Below are 18606 nucleotides of genomic sequence, written 5' to 3'. Positions count from 1 at the left end.
AACATATTAAATAGAAAGGGTGTATGATACGGTGTAAGGGAAATTAGTTATTGGGTTATTTTTACAAATAATAACCCAATGTTTTCACTTGGTTATATTAAGTTTATTTACACATTATTTACAAAAAAAGTTACTTTTTAAACAAAAATTAAGGTAGAATCTGCGGGCTTTTCTATAGAGTAAAGGTATAAAAGAGTTTTAAGTTAACTATTAATCTATTGTATAAAATAAATGTTAAGGATGACATATGAATAAAATCTTTAAAGTGGTTTGGAACCAATCCATTGGTGCTTGGGTTGCCGTATCTGAGTTAGCTAAAGGGTATTGTAAATCAGCTTCGTTCAGTCAGGATGAACGAGATACAGCTGAATCAGAGAAAGAAACAAAGACATTTTTCTTAAGTAAAATATCTTTGGCATTTTTAGTTTTAGGGGTATCTGTATCTAGCTATGCCGCTAGGAATACAACTGCATGGGATTCTATTGGTATAGGTGAAAGAGACCCTACTGCTAGAGGTGTCGATATGGGGACTGGGGCTGAGGACTCACCAAGTACTAATCATAATAGGGCTAGTTCAGTTTCTCATTCTATTGGTATCGGTGGCGGCGTAAAAGTAAAAAACGCAAGAAACGCAATTGCAATAGGTTATGAAGCAAAAGTGGAAAATAGTAGAGGCGCAAAAGATGGAAGTATCGCTTTAGGGGCTTATTCTATTGCTAGTGGAGCGAATACCGGAGATGAGCATAAGCAAATTACTATTGGCGGTAATAATTATTCTTTTGCAGGTATATCAGATTCTAAGTCTGCAATTTTATCTGTAGGTGGTGGTAATCAATATAAAACTCGTCAGATTCAGAATGTAGGTTCTGGTCGTATTGCTGCAGACTCAACAGATGCAATTAATGGTTCACAATTATATGCCGTAGTTGAAGCATTAGGTAATGTGAGTGGTGGTGGCAATGCATTAGCAAATTTTGTTGTGGGTGCGGACAATAATCATACTGCTACGGGCATTAATGTTACTAAAAATCAAAACCGCTTTGATGTTATTAGTGGTAACGACAAGTATCTTACCACCGCAGTGGATGGAACCAGTATTAAAGTTGATTTATCTCAAACGTCTAAAGACGCTATTGATAATGTGAGCAAAAATGCGCAAAACATTACTAAAAATGCGCAGAACATTACCAATAATGCACAGAATATTACTAAAAACGCACAAAATATCACCAAGAATGCAGCGGATATTGCCAAAGGCTTTGGTTTAAAAGCACAAGATAACAATACCGTTAATAAAAAATTGGGTGATTATGTGGATGTTGTCGGCGGTAACAGCAATATTAATACCACCGTCTCCGATGGCAAAGTTAAGATTAACTTAAATAACAGTTTAGATTTAAGTAATAACGGAAATGTAAAAATTGGCGATGCTAATTTGAATGGTACAGGTCTAACTATTAACAATGGTCCAAGTGTAACAAACAGTGGCATTAATGCGGGCAATAAAAAAGTTACTAACGTGTCTGACGGTACAATTGGTGCGAATAGCAAAGATGCAGTAAACGGTAGCCAACTTTATGCCACTAACTTAAACGTAACTAACCTTAATACTGAAGTAGCGAAAGGGTGGAATCTCACCACATCTAAATCCGGTACAGGTAATGTAAGCGGTAACGGTCTGTCAAAGGTTGCAATGGGTGATACGGTTACTATTGATGCGGGTGATAATATCAATATTACTCAAGCAGGTAAAAAAGTTACTATTGCTACCTCTTCAACGCCTAATTTTAGCTCCGTTAATACAGGTAATTTGACGGTAAGACCGAATGGCAATGTCGATTTCGGTAATAATCGCTTAACGAATGTGGCGAACGGTACAAATGGTACTGACGCGGTGAATTTAAATCAGCTTAATGCATTATTGGGTTCAAAAGGGAAGCCTTCGGAAGTAAAAGCTGGTAATAATGTGAATGTGACTAAAACATCAGCTACAGATGGTCACGATATCTATACGGTGAACGCCGATAAATCAACGGTAAGTAACGGGTCTGACAAAGTTACAGTTACCTCAACACCTGGAGCAAATAATACCACTAATTATGCCGTTGATCTTTCTGATGCCGCTAAAACACAGTTAGCGAAAGAAGAAAGTGTTAATTCCACCTCTTCTAACTTGATTGTGTCTGAAAATGGTAAGAATAGTACTGGCGGTAAAAATTATTCGGTTAATTTAAATAATACCCTTGACTTAACAAATGCGGGAAGTGTGAAAACAGGTGATACTCTCCTGAATTCAACCGGGTTAACCATTAAAAATGGTCCGAGTGTAACCAATGCTGGCGTAAATGCTGGTAATAAGCCCCTAACGAATGTAGCAGCACCGACAAATAATACGGATGCGGCAAATAAAAAATATGTAGATGATGGCCGTACCACTGTTAATTCAACAGACGGCAGTGTGACAGTCAATGGCACGGGAACAAATCCGAAGAATTATGATTTGTCTGTGAATATGACTAAAGTTGCTGAAGATGTGAAATTTAAGTACTCCGGCGATAATAACTCTAGCGGTGAAAACAAATTAAGTGAAACCGTGAAGTTTAAGGGTTCTGATTATGTTACGACCAATGCTTCAAACGGACAAATTGCCTTTGATTTAAGTGATACTGCTAAAAATAAAATCAATAATGCGATTCAAAACTTTACCGTAGGAGCTGATAAAAATAACCAAGCAACAGGGGTAAATATTACTAATGGTGGACGTTTTGATATCGTCGGCAAAGACGGTAACTACATTGAAACCAATGTGGACGGTAAAAATATCACCGTTGCGCTAAATCAAAATGCAACGTCAGCGATTGAAAAAGCACACAAAGGCTTTGGCTTAAAAGCACAAGATGGTAACAATGTCACCAAACAATTAGGTGAAGCGATCGAGATTGAAGGCGGTAACAGTAATATCAATACAACCATTGTTGATGGTAAAGTTAAGGTTAACTTAAATAATAGCCTTGATTTAACAGAGGCTGGCAACGTAAAAATCAGTGATGTGAACCTGACTAAAGAGGGTTTAACCATTAACGGCGGGCCGAATGTCACAAAAGCGGGTATTGATGCGGGTAATAAGAAAATTACCAATGTTCAAGACGGTAATGTCGCAAAAGACAGTAAAGATGCGATTAATGGCGGTCAGCTCTACACCGCAATCCAAGATTCTGGCTTTAATCTTACAACCAATGGTGAAGATAAAGCTACGGACAAACGTATCAGTAATAACGATACCTTTAATCTGAATCAAAGTACCAATATCCTGGTTAAGCAGGTAGATAACGGTTATGAAATTGCCACGGCGGAAAATGTAAGCTTTACCAATGTTACTGTCGGCAAAGACGGTAAAGACGGTACGATCGGTGTGAATGGTAAAGACGGTTCATCTGTTGTGCTCAATGGTAAAGACGGAACAATTGGCATCAACGGTAAAGACGGTGCATCGGCAAACTTCACTGTTGCAAACGGTAGCGGTACTTTAGATAACGCAACTCACGGTGGTGATGGCATTAACCGTTTAGTTTACAACACCACTAACACGGACGGCTCAATCACTACCCGTGAAATTGCAACCAAAGATGACGGCTTGAAATTCCAAGGCGACAGCGGTGATGAAATTGCGAAAAAATTAGGTTCTACCCTAAATATTACCGGTGGCGCGAATAAAGATGCGTTAACCGATAATAATATCGGCGTTATCAGCAAAGACGGTAATTTAACCGTTAAATTAGCGAAAGACTTGAACCTGACTGAAAACGGTAGCGTAACAATCGGTAACTTAACGATCAATAAAGACGGTTTCAATGCCGGCAATACAACCATTACTAATGTAAAAGGTAATTTGGACAACGTTACTAATACAACGACATCTAATCCGAATACAACAAATTATGAGGATAAGAAAAATAATGCTGCGACGGTAGGTGACGTATTGAATGCCGGTTGGAACTTACAAAACAACGGTCAGGCTGTTGATTTTGTAACGCACGGTAATACGGTGAACTTTAATAACGGTACAGGTGTATCGGTTAATGCAGTTTATGACAAGGCAACAGGTACAACCAACATTACTTTTAACACTACAAACAGTTATGTCGATAGTAATGGCACACTTACCAACGTACCGAGTAATACAGTGAAATTTATCGGCGGCAATGCTTCTAAACCGGTATTAATTACCAATGTGGATAGTGGCGTATTACCAAACGGTGCAGCTATTCCGGCAGATAAAACATTTAATGATGTGTTAAATAATATCTCCGGTGATGCCTTGAAGAACGCTGTCAATGTAGGCGACTTACAAAATGCAACTAAAGATATTACCAACACAGCGTTAAGCGGTGTTAAATTCAATCTTGCAACAAAATCAGTCGCTGATACTAACGGTAATGCTACGGTAGCGGACAATTTATCTGATAATGACAAGCAGTTGACTAACAATGAAACCTTCACATTAGATGCGGGTAACAATATTGTTATCAAACAAATTGCGAATGGTTATGAGATTGCTACATCAAATAACATTACAGTCGGCCAAGCAGGTAAAGACGGTAAAGATGGTGTGGACGGTTCTATCGGAGTGAACGGTAAAGACGGTTCATCTGTTGTGATTAATGGTAAAGACGGCTCTATCGGCTTAACCGGTCCGAAAGGTGCGGATGGCAAAAATGCGTCGGCTAATATTCGTGTGAAAGACGGTGCTAAAGGTCTAGACGGTAATGACGGTAAAGATGGTGCAACTAAAACACGCATTGTTTACGAAAAACCGGATGGCAATACTGAAGAAATCGCAACCTTAAATGACGGCTTGAAGTTCAAAGGCGATGATGGTAAAGAAATTGCGAAGAAACTGAACGAGACGTTAGGCATTACAGGTGGTGCGAATAAAGATAATCTCACTGACGGCAACATTGGTGTGAATAACAACAACGGTACGTTGGAAGTGAAATTATCGAAAGATCTGAACCTTACGAGTGCAGGCAGCGTAGCGCTTGGTGATACGTTATTAAACAGCAATGGTTTAACCATCGCTAACGGTCCAAGAGTGACTAAAGACGGCATTAATGCAGGTGATAAGAAAATCAGGAATGTCTCAGAAGGCACGCTTTCAGCCGACAGTAAAGATGCGGTAAACGGTAGCCAGTTGTATGCGACTAACCAAAATGTAACCAATATCAGCAATGAAGTGGCGAAAGGTTGGAACTTGACCACCGCTCAATCCGGTACGGGTAAAGTCAGCGGCAATACCACTGAAAAAGTGGCAATGGGTGAAACTGTAACCATTGAAGCGGGTGATAATATCAATATCACTCAAAGCGGTAAGAAAGTGACGATTGCGACTTCTAACAATATTACTGTGGGCGCAGCCGGTAAAAACGGTCAAGATGGTGTTGACGGCACAATCGGCGTGAACGGCAAAGATGGTTCTGCTGTTGTCATTAACGGAAAAGACGGTTCTATCGGTTTAACCGGCCCGAAAGGTGCAGATGGTAAATCTGCAGGTATTGCCTTAAACGGTAAAGACGGCACAATCGGCATCAATGGTAAAGACGGTGCATCGGCGAACTTCACTGTTGCAAATGGTACAGGCACGTTAGATACGGATGATAAAGGCGGTAAAGGCATTGAACGTTTAGTGTACAACACGACTAATACGGACGGCTCAACCACCACCCGTGAAATCGCAACCAAAGATGACGGCTTGAAGTTCAAAGGCGATAACGGTAACGAGATTGCGAAGAAACTTGGCGAAACCTTAAATATTATCGGCGGGGTTAACGATGAAGCGAAACTGACCGACAATAATATCGGGGTGATCAACAAAGACGGCAACCTCACCGTGAAATTAGCCAAAGATCTGAACTTAACCGAGAACGGTAGTGTGGCGATCGGAAATATCACCCTCAACAAAGATGGGTTCAATGCCGGTAATACCACCATTACTAACGTCACCAGCAATTTAGATCCTGTAGCGAATAGCACCACCTCTAATCCGGATAGTACGGGTAATAAGTATGCGAATGTGACAAACAATGCAGCGACAGTGGGTGATGTGTTAAATGCAGGCTGGAATTTACAGAATAACGGCCAAGCGGTGGACTTTGTTACTCACGGTAATACGGTGAACTTCAAAAACGGTCAAGGTGTGAAAGTAGGTACAACCTACAACAATACAACAGGCACGACCGACATTACCTTTAACACCACCAACAGCTATGTGGACGAGAACGGCAATGCAACCGCTGAGCCAACCAATAAAGTGAAATTTATCGGCGCTAATGCGTCAGCACCGGTTGCGATTACCAATGTGGATAGCGGCGTATTGCCAAATAATGCCACTATACCGGCAGGTCAAACCTTTAATGATGTATTAAACAACCTCTCTGGCGAGGCGTTGAATAATGTCGTGAATGCGGGCGATTTGAAAAACGCGACCAAAGACATTACTAACAGCACGTTAAGTGCGGTCGGATTTGCGCTGACATCTAAAGCGGTAGCGGATAGTAATGGTCAATCCAGCGTGAAAGACGGGTTATCCGATGCTGACAAACGTCTAACCAATAACGAAACGTTCACCTTAGATGCTGGCAATAATGTTCGCATTAAACAGATTGAAAACGGCTATGAAGTTGCTACGGCAGAAAATGTCACCTTCACCAACATCACGGTAGGTAAAGATGGCAAGGACGGCGTTGATGGCACAATCGGTGTGAACGGTAAAGACGGTGCATCTGTGGTGATTAACGGTAAAGATGGTTCTATCGGCTTAACCGGTCCGAAAGGTGCAAACGGTAAAGACGGTGCTTCCGCTAACCTCACTGTGGTGAACGGTACAGGCACATTAGATGAAGCAGGTAAAGGCAAAGAAGGCATTACCCGTTTGGTGTACAACACCACTAATACCGATGGCTCAACCACTACCCGTGAAATTGCCACTAAAGATGATGGCTTGAAATTCAAAGGTGATAACGGTGACGAGATTGCGAAGAAACTCGGCGAAACCTTGAATATCACCGGTGGATTAACGGATAGCAATAAACTGACCGATAATAACCTCGGTGTGGTGAATCAAGCGGGTAGTTTAGTCGTTAAATTAGCAAAAGATCTTAACTTAACCAAAGACGGTAGCTTAACCATCGGCAATACCACCTTGAATGACAACGGTTTCACCCTGGTTGGCGGGCCAAATGTCACCACAAGCGGTATTGACGCGGGTAATAAGAAAATTACCAATGTTGCAGACGGCGATGTTAGCAACAACAGTAAAGACGCCATTAACGGCGGTCAGCTCTACACCGCGATCACCAATAGCGGCTTTAACCTCACCACTAAATCAGTGGCAGGTACAAACGGTCAAGCCAGCGCAGACGGTCTATCTGATGAAGATAAACGTTTAGCGAATAACGAAACCTTCACGCTAGATGCCGGCAACAATCTTGTGATCAAGCAAATTGCAAACGGTTATGAAATTGCAACTGCGAATAACATCACTGTGGGTGCGGCAGGCAAAGATGGAAAAGACGGTGTGGACGGCTCAATCGGTGTGAACGGTAAAGACGGTGCATCTGTTGTGATTAACGGTAAAGACGGTTCTATCGGCTTAACCGGCCCGAAAGGTGCTGACGGTAAAGACGGCGTTTCCGCTAATATTTCTGTGAAAGACGGGGCGAAAGGTCTTGACGGTAACGACGGTAAAAACGGCGAAAGCAAAACCCGTATTGAGTACGTTAAGCCAAACGGTGATAAAGAAACCGTTGCAACCTTGAACGACGGCTTGAAATTTAAAGGCGACGACGGCAAGGAAATTGCGAAGAAACTCAACGAAACGTTAAGCATCACAGGCGGAGCAGATAAAGATAAGTTAACAGACGGCAACATTGGTGTGAATAACAACAATGGTACGTTGGAAGTGAAATTATCGAAAGATCTGAACCTAACCGAAAACGGTAGCGTAACAATTGGCAATGTGACTATTAACAAAGATGGTTTCAACGCAGGTAATACAACTATTACTAATGTAACAGGTAACTTAGACAATGTAACAAATGACACCAAGTCTAATCCGGATACAGCAGGTAATAAATACCAAAACATCACTAATAACGCAGCGACGGTTGGCGATGTCTTGAATGCCGGTTGGAACTTACAAAACAACGGTCAAGCGGTTGATTTTGTCACGCACGGTAATACGGTGAACTTTAATAATGGTACAGGTGTATCGGTTAACGCAGTTTATGACAATGCAACAGGTACAACTAACATTACCTTTAACACTACAAATAGCTATGTAGATAGTAGTGGTGCATTAACCAACGTACCGAGTAACACGGTGAAATTCGTCGGTGGTGATACTTCCGCACCGGTATTAATTACCAATGTGGATAGCGGCGTATTATCAAATGGTACGACTATTCCGGCAGATAAAACATTTAATGATGTGTTAAATAATATCTCTGGTGATGCGTTGAAGAATGCTGTGAATGTAGGCGACTTAAAAGCTGCCACTAAGGACATTACCAACACCACCTTAAGAGCGGTCGGTTTTGGCTTAAAATCGGCGAAAGTGGACGGCTCTAACGGTATAGTGACAGAAGCGGATGGCTTGACGGACGAGAATAAACGTTTAACCAATAATGAAACCTTCAACTTAAATGCCGGCAATAACATTGTGATTAAACAAATCGACAACGGTTATGAAATTTCGACTGGTAACAACCTAGTTATCGGTGAGAAAGGCGAGAACGGTAAAGATGGTGTTGATGGTAAGATTGGTGTAAACGGTAAAGACGGTTCATCGGTGACAATCAATGGTAAAGACGGTTCTATTGGTTTAACCGGTCCGAAAGGTGCAGATGGTAAAGATGGTGCAGGCATTGCCTTAAACGGTAAAGACGGCACAATCGGCATCAACGGTAAAGACGGTTCATCAGCGAACTTCACGGTGAAAGAGGGTTCTGGTACGTTAGATGAAACTGGTAAAGGCAAGGAAGGCATTACCCGTTTAGTGTACAACACGACTAATACGGACGGCACAACCACCACCCGTGAAATCGCAACCAAAGATGACGGCTTGAAGTTCAAAGGCGACAATGGTAAAGAAATTGCGAAGAAACTGGGTGAAACCCTGAATATTACCGGTGGTGTAACGGATACAACCAAACTTACCAACGATAATATCGGTGTAACCAATGAAAACGGCAACTTATCCGTTAAATTGAGCAAAGATCTGAACCTCACCAAAGACGGTAGCGTGACTATCGGCAACACCACCCTTAATGATAAAGGGTTAACGATTGCCGGTGGACCAAGTGTTACTATTGACGGTATTGATGCGGGTAATAAAACGATTACTAACGTTGCAAACGGTACCAATGCAACCGATGCGGTGAACCTTTCTCAGTTAAATGCGAGTATGGCAGCAGCTAAGACCGAAGTTGTCGCAGGTAAGAATGTGAATATTACCAACTCAACCGGTGCTAACGGTCAAACCATTTATACTGTGAACGCTGAGAAATCCGTAGTGAAAGGTTCCGATAGCGTGAAAGTGACAGCGAATCGTGACAACTCAACCTTCACGACGACCTATGACATCGATCTTTCTGATGAAATGAAGAAACAGATCGCGAAAGAAGAAAGTGTCAGCGAAGGCGATACAAACGTGAAAGTGCGTGAAAACGGCACGAATGCGTCTGGCGGTAAAGACTTTGCAGTCAGCCTCAATAAAGATCTGAACCTGACCAAAGACGGTAGTGTAACCATTGGCGGAACGACGTTGAAAGACGGCAACTTGACAATGGGTAACACCACAGTCGGCAACGATGGTCTCACCATCAAAGACGGCCCATCCATCACCCAAAACGGTATTGATGCCGGTAATAAAGTGGTGAACAATGTGGCAGATGGGGATATTAGCCCGAACAGCAAACAAGCGATCAATGGTGGTCAGCTCCATACAGCGATTGCAAACAGCGGCTTTAATCTTGCGACTAATGGTCAAGATACGGCGAAGGATAAACGGATCAACAATAATGAAACCTTTAACCTCAACCAAGGTAACAACATTGTTGTGAAACAGATCGACAACGGCTACGAAATTTCAACGGGTAACAACTTAGTTATCGGTGAAAAAGGCGAACCGGGTAAAGACGGTCAGCCGGGCAAAAACGGTGTTGATGGTTCAATCGGTGTAAACGGCAAAGACGGCTCATCTGTTGTAATCAACGGTAGAGACGGTTCAATCGACTTAACCGGTCCGAAAGGTGCTGATGGCAAAGACGGTGCGTCTGCCAACATTAGTGTGAGAAATGGCACTAAAGGTCTGGATGGTAATGACGGTAAAAATGGCGAAAGTAAAACTCGCATTGTTTACGCAAAACCAAATGGTCAAACCGAAGAAGTCGCAACCTTAAATGACGGCTTGAAGTTCAAAGGCGATGACGGTAAAGAAATTGCGAAGAAACTCAACGAGACGTTAAATATCACGGGTGGTGCAAAAGGTACATTAACCGATAATAACATTGGTGTTGTTAACGAAGGTGGTAACCTAGCAGTGAAATTAGCTGAAAATATCACTTTAGGGAATAACGGTAGCGTGAATATCGGTAATACCACGGTTAATAATGATGGTTTAACTATTAAAGATGGACCTAGCGTGACGACTAGTGGTATCAATGCCGGTAACAAAGTCATTAGCAACGTTGCAGATGGTAAGAAAGGCAATGATGCAGTGAATCTGAACCAATTAAACCAAGTTCGCGGCGATATTTATAATGTCAATAATCGTGTTGACAAGTTAGATAAACGCGTTCGTGGAATTGGTGCAAATGCCGCAGCAGCCTCTTCATTACCACAAGTAATGAGCCCGGGTAAATCAATGGTAGCCGCAGCCGCAGGCGGATATAGCGGTGCGTCAGCGGTTGCAGTGGGTTACTCAAGAGCCAGTGACAATGGTAAGGTTATCTTGAAATTAACCGGTACGGCTAACTCTGCAGGTCACTATTCCGGTGGCGTGGGGGTAGGTTACCAGTGGTAATCTCTACTCAGCGAAGTAATTAAGTTATATTATTAACTTAATAAAAAGTTGTTAATTAAATCTGCACCTAAATGTTGGTAAAACCCAACAGATTAAGGTGCAGATTTTTTATTGTTTGTTGATTTTGAGGATTCAATTCATCTGTTAATGATCCATGTAATAAACACAGAACGATAAATTTTAGATAGTTGCACCGGTGAGCCTGAATGTGAAGGCATTAAGGCAAATTATAGGTAAATCGAACGAAAATATAATTTATAGGAAATTGCAGAATGTTATGATTTAAAGACAAACATTGGTGTTTGGCTGACGGGATCTGCATGAATTTCAACATTCAGATCGAACACCTGCTTCAGTAGTTGTTCACTCATTACCTGTTTCGGTGTACCTTGTTTAACCAATTCCCCTTGTTTCAGCACAACCAAATGATCGCAGTAGCGACAGGCTTGATTGAGATCGTGTAGTACTGTGATAACTGTTTTGCCCTGTTGCTGTAAGGTACGCATCATTGTCATTAGTTCGGCTTGATGGCTGAGATCCAAATAGGTGGTTGGCTCGTCTAGTAAAACAATTTCAGTATTTTGTGCCAGCACCATCGCCAGAAACGCTCGTTGTTGCTGACCGCCAGAAAGGCTTGTCGCCGGATAATCGGAAAATGCTGCCATTTGGGTAGCCTCTAACGCTTGTTCTACTAAGCTTTCATCTTGCGGGCTTAATCGCCCCCATAAATTCAGATAAGGTGAACGTCCGAAAGAAACTAACTCTCTTACGCTGATCCCCTCAGGAATAATCTGTTTTTGCGGTAAGAATGAAAGGGTTTTGGCATAGGTTTTTGCAGATTTTTGCCAAATATCGACCGCTTGATAGTGAATTTTTCCCGATTTAGGCTTGAGTAAACGGGCAAGAGCTTTCAATAGGGTAGATTTTCCACAACCGTTTGGTCCGAGTAACGCCGTAATTTGGTTTTGCGGAAAGGTGATATTTAGATTTGGGATAATAACAGTCTCTTGGTAAGCCAGTTGAAGATTGGTAACAGCAAGCATTATTTTATTCTCATAAGTAAATAGAAAAAGTAGGGTGCTCCTAAAATGGCAGTAAGAATACCGGCGGGAAGCTCGATGGGGGGAGCGATGACACGGGCTAAAATATCCGCCAGTAGCAGTAATATCGCCCCTAATAAAAAGGCTGTCGGAAGTAAGCGGCTATGTCTTCCGCCCACAAGATAACGTGCCAAATGCGGTGCGGCTAAACCAAGAAAACTAATCGGGCCACAAACAGCAACTGCCGTAGTAGCGAGGGCAACCGCCAAGAGTAAAATGGTTATTTGTGTTGTCTGCAATGGCACACCAAGGCTAGCAGCCTTTTGCTCACCTAGGGATAAGGTATCCAAATCTCGACAAAATACCACACTCAACGGTAATAGTATGCAAAGGAGTGGTACGGCAACCGAGACATAATTCCAACTGCGTCCCCACAAACTGCCGGTCAGCCATAGCATTGCGACATTAATATCCATTGGGTATGAAAGCATCAGATAGTGACTGAGGGCGACCCATAAACTCGCTAACGCCACGCCGACAATCGCCATTTTTATCGGGCGGAAATCTCGTCCACATAGCCACCAAAGTAATAAAAAAGCACTTACACCACCGATAAAGGCGAATATCGGTAGCCAGTAGAAATCAAGCTCAGGGAAGAACAGTAAGCACGATACGGCGACTAGCCCTGCTGCGCTATTAATGCCTAAAATATCCGGTGAGGCGAGTGGATTTCTGACGATACTTTGAATCAATACCCCCGAAACTGCCAATGAACCGCCTATCACAACTGCCAGTAAAGTGCGGGGAAGACGGTATTCTATTAAGGTAAAAGCGTAAGGGTGAGCGGGGTTTTTTACAATATCAAAAATGGTTCGCCAAGATAAGCTTACCGTGCCGAATTGGAGGTTTGCCATTATTAGTCCAAATAATATTGGCAGGCAGACAAGATAGAGTTTTTTTGGCAAAAAAGTGCGTGGAACTGACCCTGTGTTTATCATTATCTCTGTTTTCCTCGCGCAAATAGGATAAAAATTGGTGCGCCGATTAGCGCTAAAATTGCTCCGGCTGGGATCTCGCTCGGAAAATTGACCGCTCGTGCCACAATGTCAGAAAATAGCATCAAATTTGCACCAAATAACATTGCGATCGGTAATGCGTTACGAAGATCATAACCTATCCAATAGCGTGCAAAATGGGGAACTAATAAGCCGATAAAAGCAATCGGACCGGCAATGGTGACGCTTGAACCGACAATCAGTAGTGCGACGACATTACTTAACCAACGGATTAGGGATAAATTTATCCCTAGTGTTTGTGCCGACTCATCGCTTAAATGAAGCAAGTTCAACCGGCTGGCAAATAGTAGGCTAAACAGTATCGTGAGTAAAAAGAAAGGGAACACCACTTGCCATTCACCCCAACGAACGTGTGCTAAACCACCGGCCAACCAATTCATAATATTGGCGGCGTGATCTTCGGCAATGATGATGACCAGTTTGGTCAATGCAGCGCAAAACAGTGATACCGCAATACCAGCTAGAATAACTCGCTGGCGATTTGCATTCAGTTGCCAACCACCGCTAATCATCATTACCAATAACCAGCTAAGACCACCGCCAAGACTAGCGATCAGTGCAATGCTGTAATGGTGAAAAGTTGTCGGTAATACAGCGGTGGCAATGACCATTGCCAAACTGGCGCCGGCATTGATGCTTAATAGCGAGGGAGATGCAAGCGGATTGCGGGTAATAGTTTGAAGCAGTGTGCCGGCAACGGCTAAATTTGCCCCCATTATTGCAGCTGTTAATGCACGGGGTAAACGGAGATCAAAGACAGTGATTTGGACGATTTCATCCGCTGACTGCCAAAAAATACTAAGGCTGTCCAAGGCTGAAATCGGGGTAGGGTAATAGAGAAATAGAGCTCCCCATATTAGTAGGAGTAAGGCGATAATCGGGAGAGCCCAACGTAGCAAAAGCATCATCTATTTTGTGTTTGCCAAAAAAGTTTGCAGCTGCTGTGCCATTAGTTCTGCTGCTTCGATCCCTCTTGCTCTTGCCCAAAGGTTGCTGTCCACGGTCAAAATGCGTTGTTGTTTTACCGCCGGAATCAATTTCCACAGGGCTTCGTTTTGCCATTTTTTCGCAATGCTTTCGTCACGGTAGTGAGTAATAATCATTAGTTCCGGTTTTTCTGCCACGACTTGTTCTAAGCCGACCAACGCACTGGATTTGTTATCGGCAGGGGCTTTCGGCATTGTAAACCCCAAGGCTTCAATTAAACCTCCGGCATAGGATTCATTATTGTATAAACGAAATTCCGTTTCACGGGAAATGCCAATGATTGTTTTATATCCCTTCGATAGCTGCTGGGCGATATCGTTTATTCGTCTTTGATGCTGGGCAATGCGTGCTTGCATTTGCTCGGATTTGCCGAGTAAATCACCGATTTTTTGGGCAGTTTCAAGGTTTTCACGGTAATTTTCATTGCGGGAATTAAATACAACTGTTGGCGCGATCTTTTTCAGTTCTTCATATACGCCGCTGTGACGGTTTTCATCGGCAATGATTAAATCCGGTTTGAGCGCCGAAATAGCCTCAAGGCTTGGTTGGGAACGAGTACCGACCGATTGCCACGGTTGAATTTTGTCCCGTACCTGCTGCAATATGCGGGTTTTGTCGTTGTCATCTGCCACACCGACAGGGCTAACACCGATTTGTGCCAACGCATCAACATAAGAGTATTCCAAAGCAACTACCCGTTGTGGCACATACTCTAAGCTGAACTCGCCCTTTTGGTCTTTTACCGTAACGGCTGAGGTAAGGCCACTGAATATCAGTACGGCGGCAGCGAAAAGAGATTGACATAATTTAGACATCACTGTTTTCCTGTTAAAAGTAAAAGGCGCTAAATTATAACACAATCGTTATTAATGAGAATAATTCTTTTTTATTATTTGGGGGTTTGTGTTTATTTGGGATAACATCTTACCGATTACAAGTGCCTATTTTGCCAGTTCAGGCAGTCGGGTATTTATCGTTGCCTACTTTGCTCGATTTTGCCGAAGTGATTATATTTCATAAAAAAAGCCACTTTCTAAAAGTGACTTTTTACTCTCACGAAAATACTTTACTTTGACCCGGCTCCCCAATTAAAGCCCCAACCATAGTACCTATCGCACTCTTTATGTCCCTTATGGAAAGTAATTTCTTTGCGAACTGCCATCTGTTTCCCGTTAAATTCAATGGAAGCAATCGCACAAAATGTTCTCGGATCGGTTTGTCTGCCCATTTCCACCACAATATCCGGCTGTCCGGGCACTTTCACTGTAACAACGGCATCAGATTCTCCCCATTTTGCGATACCGTCATAAATAAAACAGTACACAATGATACGACGGATAGCCTCTGCCCCATTGGGATTGACTAAAATATTTTCACCGGATTGGCTGCCCGAGCCTCTATCATCGCCACAATGCCAAATCCAAGGTGCTTGAGTATAGCAACCTTGACGGGTTCTCTGATTTTTCGCACCGCCCCGATTATGGGAAAATTGCAATCCGTCAATGACAGATGCCTCACCATTATTCAATTCATAGTAGCACCCCAAGTCTAAATCAATATCCTGATTTTTATTAAACAAATTAGCGAACAGCCCTGCATTTTTCTTTTGCGTCCAATTTAAATTAATCGTAATTTGTTCATTATTCTTTGAAAGATTGACTCGGTGAGAATCCCCCGATTTTTCTAACACCACTTTGCTCAGTGAAATTTTCGGTTTTTTCGTTACATCTATTGCCATTTTGTTTCTCCACAAAGAAAAATAGGTAATCACTTACCTATTTTTTCTGATTTAGATGCTGATACCATAATTTCTTGCAAGAGCAGCTAATCCGCCGGCAAAACCTTGACCAACCGCACGGAATTTCCATTCGCCGTTATGACGATAAATTTCACCGAAAATCATCGCTGTTTCTGTTGAAGCATCTTCGGTTAAATCAAAACGGGCAATTTCTTGATTATTATCACCATTTACACAGCGAATAAATGCATTAGAAACTTGTCCAAAACTTTGTTTACGGCTTTCTGCATCATGAATTGTGACGGTTACCGCAATTTTATCAATGGTAGCTGGTAATTTATTCAAATGTACAATTAAACTTTCATCGTCCCCATCACCTTCACCGGTGCGGTTATCGCCAGTGTGTTCAATACTTCCGTCCGAAGCAACTAGATTATTATAGAAAATAAAATCGGAATCTGACCGCACTTTTCCATTAGATGTGAGTAAGAAAGCACTTCCGTCAAGGTCAAATTCTGCACCATCTGTTGAACGAGCGTCCCAGCCTAAACCAATGATTAATTTTGTTAAGCCTGGAGCGGATTTACTTAAACTAACGTTACCGCCTTTTGATAAAGATACTGACATTTTTGTTTCTCCTATGGGTTATGAAATAAATTTAACTACAGTTTTGGGTAGGATTACCCGCTTTACGATTTAATTCTTGTGCAGCTTGGCACGCAGAATAGGATTGCTTACCCGCACAATTTTGATTAAACCAGTTTGTCCATTGGTTCACTTGATTGGCTTTGCTGTTATATGCATCCACTTCATAACTGGAATACTGATTGGGATAAGTATTGTTTAATTCCTTTGCCAGCCATTCTGCTTTATTGTAAATTTCTACACATTGTTCCATTAATTGATCGCTAATTACTGGAACATGACCACTGGTACTTGATATTGGTGGCATAACATATTGTTGTGCTTTGAGAAAAAGAGAGCATAAAGATAAAAAAGTGATCAAGATGAATTTAGTCTTATACATATACCTAATCTCCTTAAATTTTATTTAATTTTCTGATTTATCTGGAAATACAAACGAAGCAATCACCCCTAACGCTAATACGCCTAATACAATAAATAAGCTGGTATTCGGGGAAATATGAATCCCCGTATCCCCGATGGCATGATTCCAAGATTGAATGCCCATTTTGATTCCAATAAAGAATAAAAGGGCAATAATGGCTTTTTCGAGATGAACTAAATATTTGGTTAGAGCGGCAAGAATAAAATATAAGCTACGCAAACCGAGAATAGCGAAAATCATGGCTGCATAAACTAAGAGTGGTTCTTGTGTAACGGCAATAACTGCAGGAACAGAATCGAAAGCGAAAGCTACATCGGATGTTTCAATCGCCATTAGGCATAAAAAAGCTGGGGTGGCATAGCGTAAGCCTTTGCGTGTAATAGACGAGATCTGCTGAGCATTTAATTCAGCGTGTCTTATCATAAAACGCTCGCCAAATAACTTGGTATAGGTTGGAATCAATTTACCCGTCCAACGTACGCTCCAGTGGTTTGAATAGTCCTCAATTTCTTCATCATCATTATCCCCGGCGGTCAGCATTTTTACGGCACTCCAAATGACAAAAGCAGCAAAAATAAAGCCAACATAAGGGCTTGCAGCAAATAATCCTGCACCAATCACGACAAACACCGCACGGAAAATCAATGCTCCGATAATGCCCCAGTATAAGATTCGGTGTTGTAATTTCCCCGTAATCCCAAATGAAGCAAAAATCGCCATAAAGACCATTAAATTATCGACGGATAAACTTTTTTCCAAGACATAACCCGCAAGGTACAAATCTGCCCACTCTTTATCAAAGCGCCCCCACAAATAACCATAAAATGCCAATGCCAGCCCAATCCAAAACAGAGACCAGAGAGAAGCATCTTTGACTGTGATCTCTTTGCTGTTACGATGAGCAAAGAGATCCAAATAAACCGACAATGCAATCACCGCAAAGAAAATAATGACCGTTTCTAAGGGAAAACCGAATGTTCCTAAATTAAAATTGAAAGACGAAAGAAAAGAGGAAAGAAAATCAGACATACTGAACCCTATAAAAATGTAAACTTGCATAAAAAACAGATAAAACCTACAATCTATTCTAGTCTTTCGCGATGAATGAACCAGTAACGTAAACGGTGTGAAATTCTCTTTTTACGGTCTAGATTTACCAAGAAATGAGGTGTGTAATGGATTTGAAGGAAAAAATTAGGACAATGCGGGAAATCCGTAAATGGTCGCAGGAAGAAATGGCGGAAAAAATGAATATGTCGCTTAACGGCTATGCGCGCATTGAACGGGGAGAAACCAAGCTCAGTTTGGAAAAACTCGAACAAATTGCTAATATCTTCAATATGGATGCCCTAGAATTTATGCAAGCTGCAAATAGTGGTACTTATTTTATCCTAAATGAATCAGGGGATAATAATAACAGTGTGACTTATTACGGGAATAACGAATTAAGTGCCATAGAAATAGAAAAATTAAAGTTAATTATTCAAAATAAAGATAATCTTATTGTATTTAAAGATGAATTAATAAAAAGTAAAGATGAGCTATTAGTACAGAAACAAAATGAAATTGACTCATTAAAAGAAATTATTAGTTTATTAAAAGCTAAAAGCTAAAAG

At 41.7% G+C, this 18606-nt stretch carries 10 protein-coding genes; 2 read left to right on the top strand and 8 right to left on the bottom strand.

The window, feature by feature from the left end; translation table 11 throughout:
• The first annotated feature begins 247 nt into the window (after nucleotides 1-247).
• Nucleotides 248-11080 carry a YadA-like family protein gene (locus BKK47_RS12410; RefSeq protein ID WP_158074744.1) on the top strand — a complete coding sequence of 3611 codons (10833 nt, stop codon included), beginning with the start codon at nucleotides 248-250 and terminating at the stop codon, nucleotides 11078-11080.
• 275 nt (nucleotides 11081-11355) lie between these two features.
• Here BKK47_RS12410 and fecE read toward each other — a convergent pair whose 3' ends face one another.
• The 8 genes from fecE to BKK47_RS03085 all read right to left on the bottom strand — a co-directional run bounded on the left by fecE (nucleotide 11356) and on the right by BKK47_RS03085 (nucleotide 18019).
• Entirely contained in the window at nucleotides 11356-12126 is a 771-nt protein-coding gene (fecE, locus tag BKK47_RS03120) for a Fe(3+) dicitrate ABC transporter ATP-binding protein FecE (protein WP_077493463.1), read from the bottom strand.
• Nucleotides 12123-13118 carry a Fe(3+) dicitrate ABC transporter permease subunit FecD gene (gene fecD, locus BKK47_RS03115; RefSeq protein WP_077493462.1) on the bottom strand — a complete coding sequence of 332 codons (996 nt, stop codon included), beginning with the start codon at nucleotides 13116-13118 and terminating at the stop codon, nucleotides 12123-12125. The genes fecE and fecD overlap by 4 nt, the downstream gene beginning before the upstream one ends.
• Nucleotides 13118-14104: an iron-dicitrate ABC transporter permease FecC gene (gene fecC / locus BKK47_RS03110; RefSeq protein ID WP_077493461.1), complete on the bottom strand. Its 987-nt coding sequence runs from the start codon at nucleotides 14102-14104 to the stop codon at nucleotides 13118-13120. The genes fecD and fecC overlap by 1 nt, the downstream gene beginning before the upstream one ends.
• Nucleotides 14105-14998 (bottom strand): Fe(3+) dicitrate ABC transporter substrate-binding protein, encoded by an 894-nt coding sequence (locus BKK47_RS03105; protein WP_077493460.1) that lies wholly within the window; start codon nucleotides 14996-14998, stop codon nucleotides 14105-14107.
• A gap of 251 nt (nucleotides 14999-15249) precedes the next feature.
• Entirely contained in the window at nucleotides 15250-15921 is a 672-nt protein-coding gene (locus BKK47_RS03100; protein WP_077493459.1) for a TerD family protein, read from the bottom strand.
• Between the two features lie 51 nt (nucleotides 15922-15972).
• Nucleotides 15973-16548: a TerD family protein gene (locus BKK47_RS03095; RefSeq protein WP_077493458.1), complete on the bottom strand. Its 576-nt coding sequence runs from the start codon at nucleotides 16546-16548 to the stop codon at nucleotides 15973-15975.
• A 31-nt stretch (nucleotides 16549-16579) separates the two neighbouring features.
• Nucleotides 16580-16873: a stress protein, tellurium resistance protein TerZ gene (locus BKK47_RS03090; RefSeq protein ID WP_244149103.1), complete on the bottom strand. Its 294-nt coding sequence runs from the start codon at nucleotides 16871-16873 to the stop codon at nucleotides 16580-16582.
• Between the two features lie 99 nt (nucleotides 16874-16972).
• Nucleotides 16973-18019 (bottom strand): TerC family protein, encoded by a 1047-nt coding sequence (locus BKK47_RS03085; RefSeq protein ID WP_077493456.1) that lies wholly within the window; start codon nucleotides 18017-18019, stop codon nucleotides 16973-16975.
• 146 nt (nucleotides 18020-18165) lie between these two features.
• Between BKK47_RS03085 and BKK47_RS03080 the strand changes: the two genes are divergently transcribed.
• Entirely contained in the window at nucleotides 18166-18603 is a 438-nt protein-coding gene (locus BKK47_RS03080; RefSeq protein ID WP_077493455.1) for a helix-turn-helix domain-containing protein, read from the top strand.
• Nucleotides 18604-18606 lie beyond the last annotated feature (3 nt).

The organism is Rodentibacter mrazii, from assembly GCF_001998825.1.
In the GTDB taxonomy this organism is placed as follows: domain Bacteria; phylum Pseudomonadota; class Gammaproteobacteria; order Enterobacterales; family Pasteurellaceae; genus Rodentibacter; species Rodentibacter mrazii.
This window is presented reverse-complemented; position numbering and strand designations above follow the sequence as displayed.

Bases quoted from the DNA above. Each gene is read 5' to 3' on its own strand.
- BKK47_RS12410 (WP_158074744.1), top strand. From the start codon at position 248: ATGAATAAAATCTTTAAAGTGGTTTGGAACCAATCCATTGGTGCTTGG.
- fecD (WP_077493462.1), bottom strand. From the start codon at position 13,118: ATGATAAACACAGGGTCAGTTCCACGCACTTTTTTGCCAAAAAAACTC.
- fecC (WP_077493461.1), bottom strand. From the start codon at position 14,104: ATGATGCTTTTGCTACGTTGGGCTCTCCCGATTATCGCCTTACTCCTA.
- BKK47_RS03105 (WP_077493460.1), bottom strand. From the start codon at position 14,998: ATGTCTAAATTATGTCAATCTCTTTTCGCTGCCGCCGTACTGATATTC.
- BKK47_RS03100 (WP_077493459.1), bottom strand. From the start codon at position 15,921: ATGGCAATAGATGTAACGAAAAAACCGAAAATTTCACTGAGCAAAGTG.
- BKK47_RS03095 (WP_077493458.1), bottom strand. From the start codon at position 16,548: ATGTCAGTATCTTTATCAAAAGGCGGTAACGTTAGTTTAAGTAAATCC.
- BKK47_RS03090 (WP_244149103.1), bottom strand. From the start codon at position 16,873: ATGCCACCAATATCAAGTACCAGTGGTCATGTTCCAGTAATTAGCGAT.
- BKK47_RS03085 (WP_077493456.1), bottom strand. From the start codon at position 18,019: ATGTCTGATTTTCTTTCCTCTTTTCTTTCGTCTTTCAATTTTAATTTA.
- BKK47_RS03080 (WP_077493455.1), top strand. From the start codon at position 18,166: ATGGATTTGAAGGAAAAAATTAGGACAATGCGGGAAATCCGTAAATGG.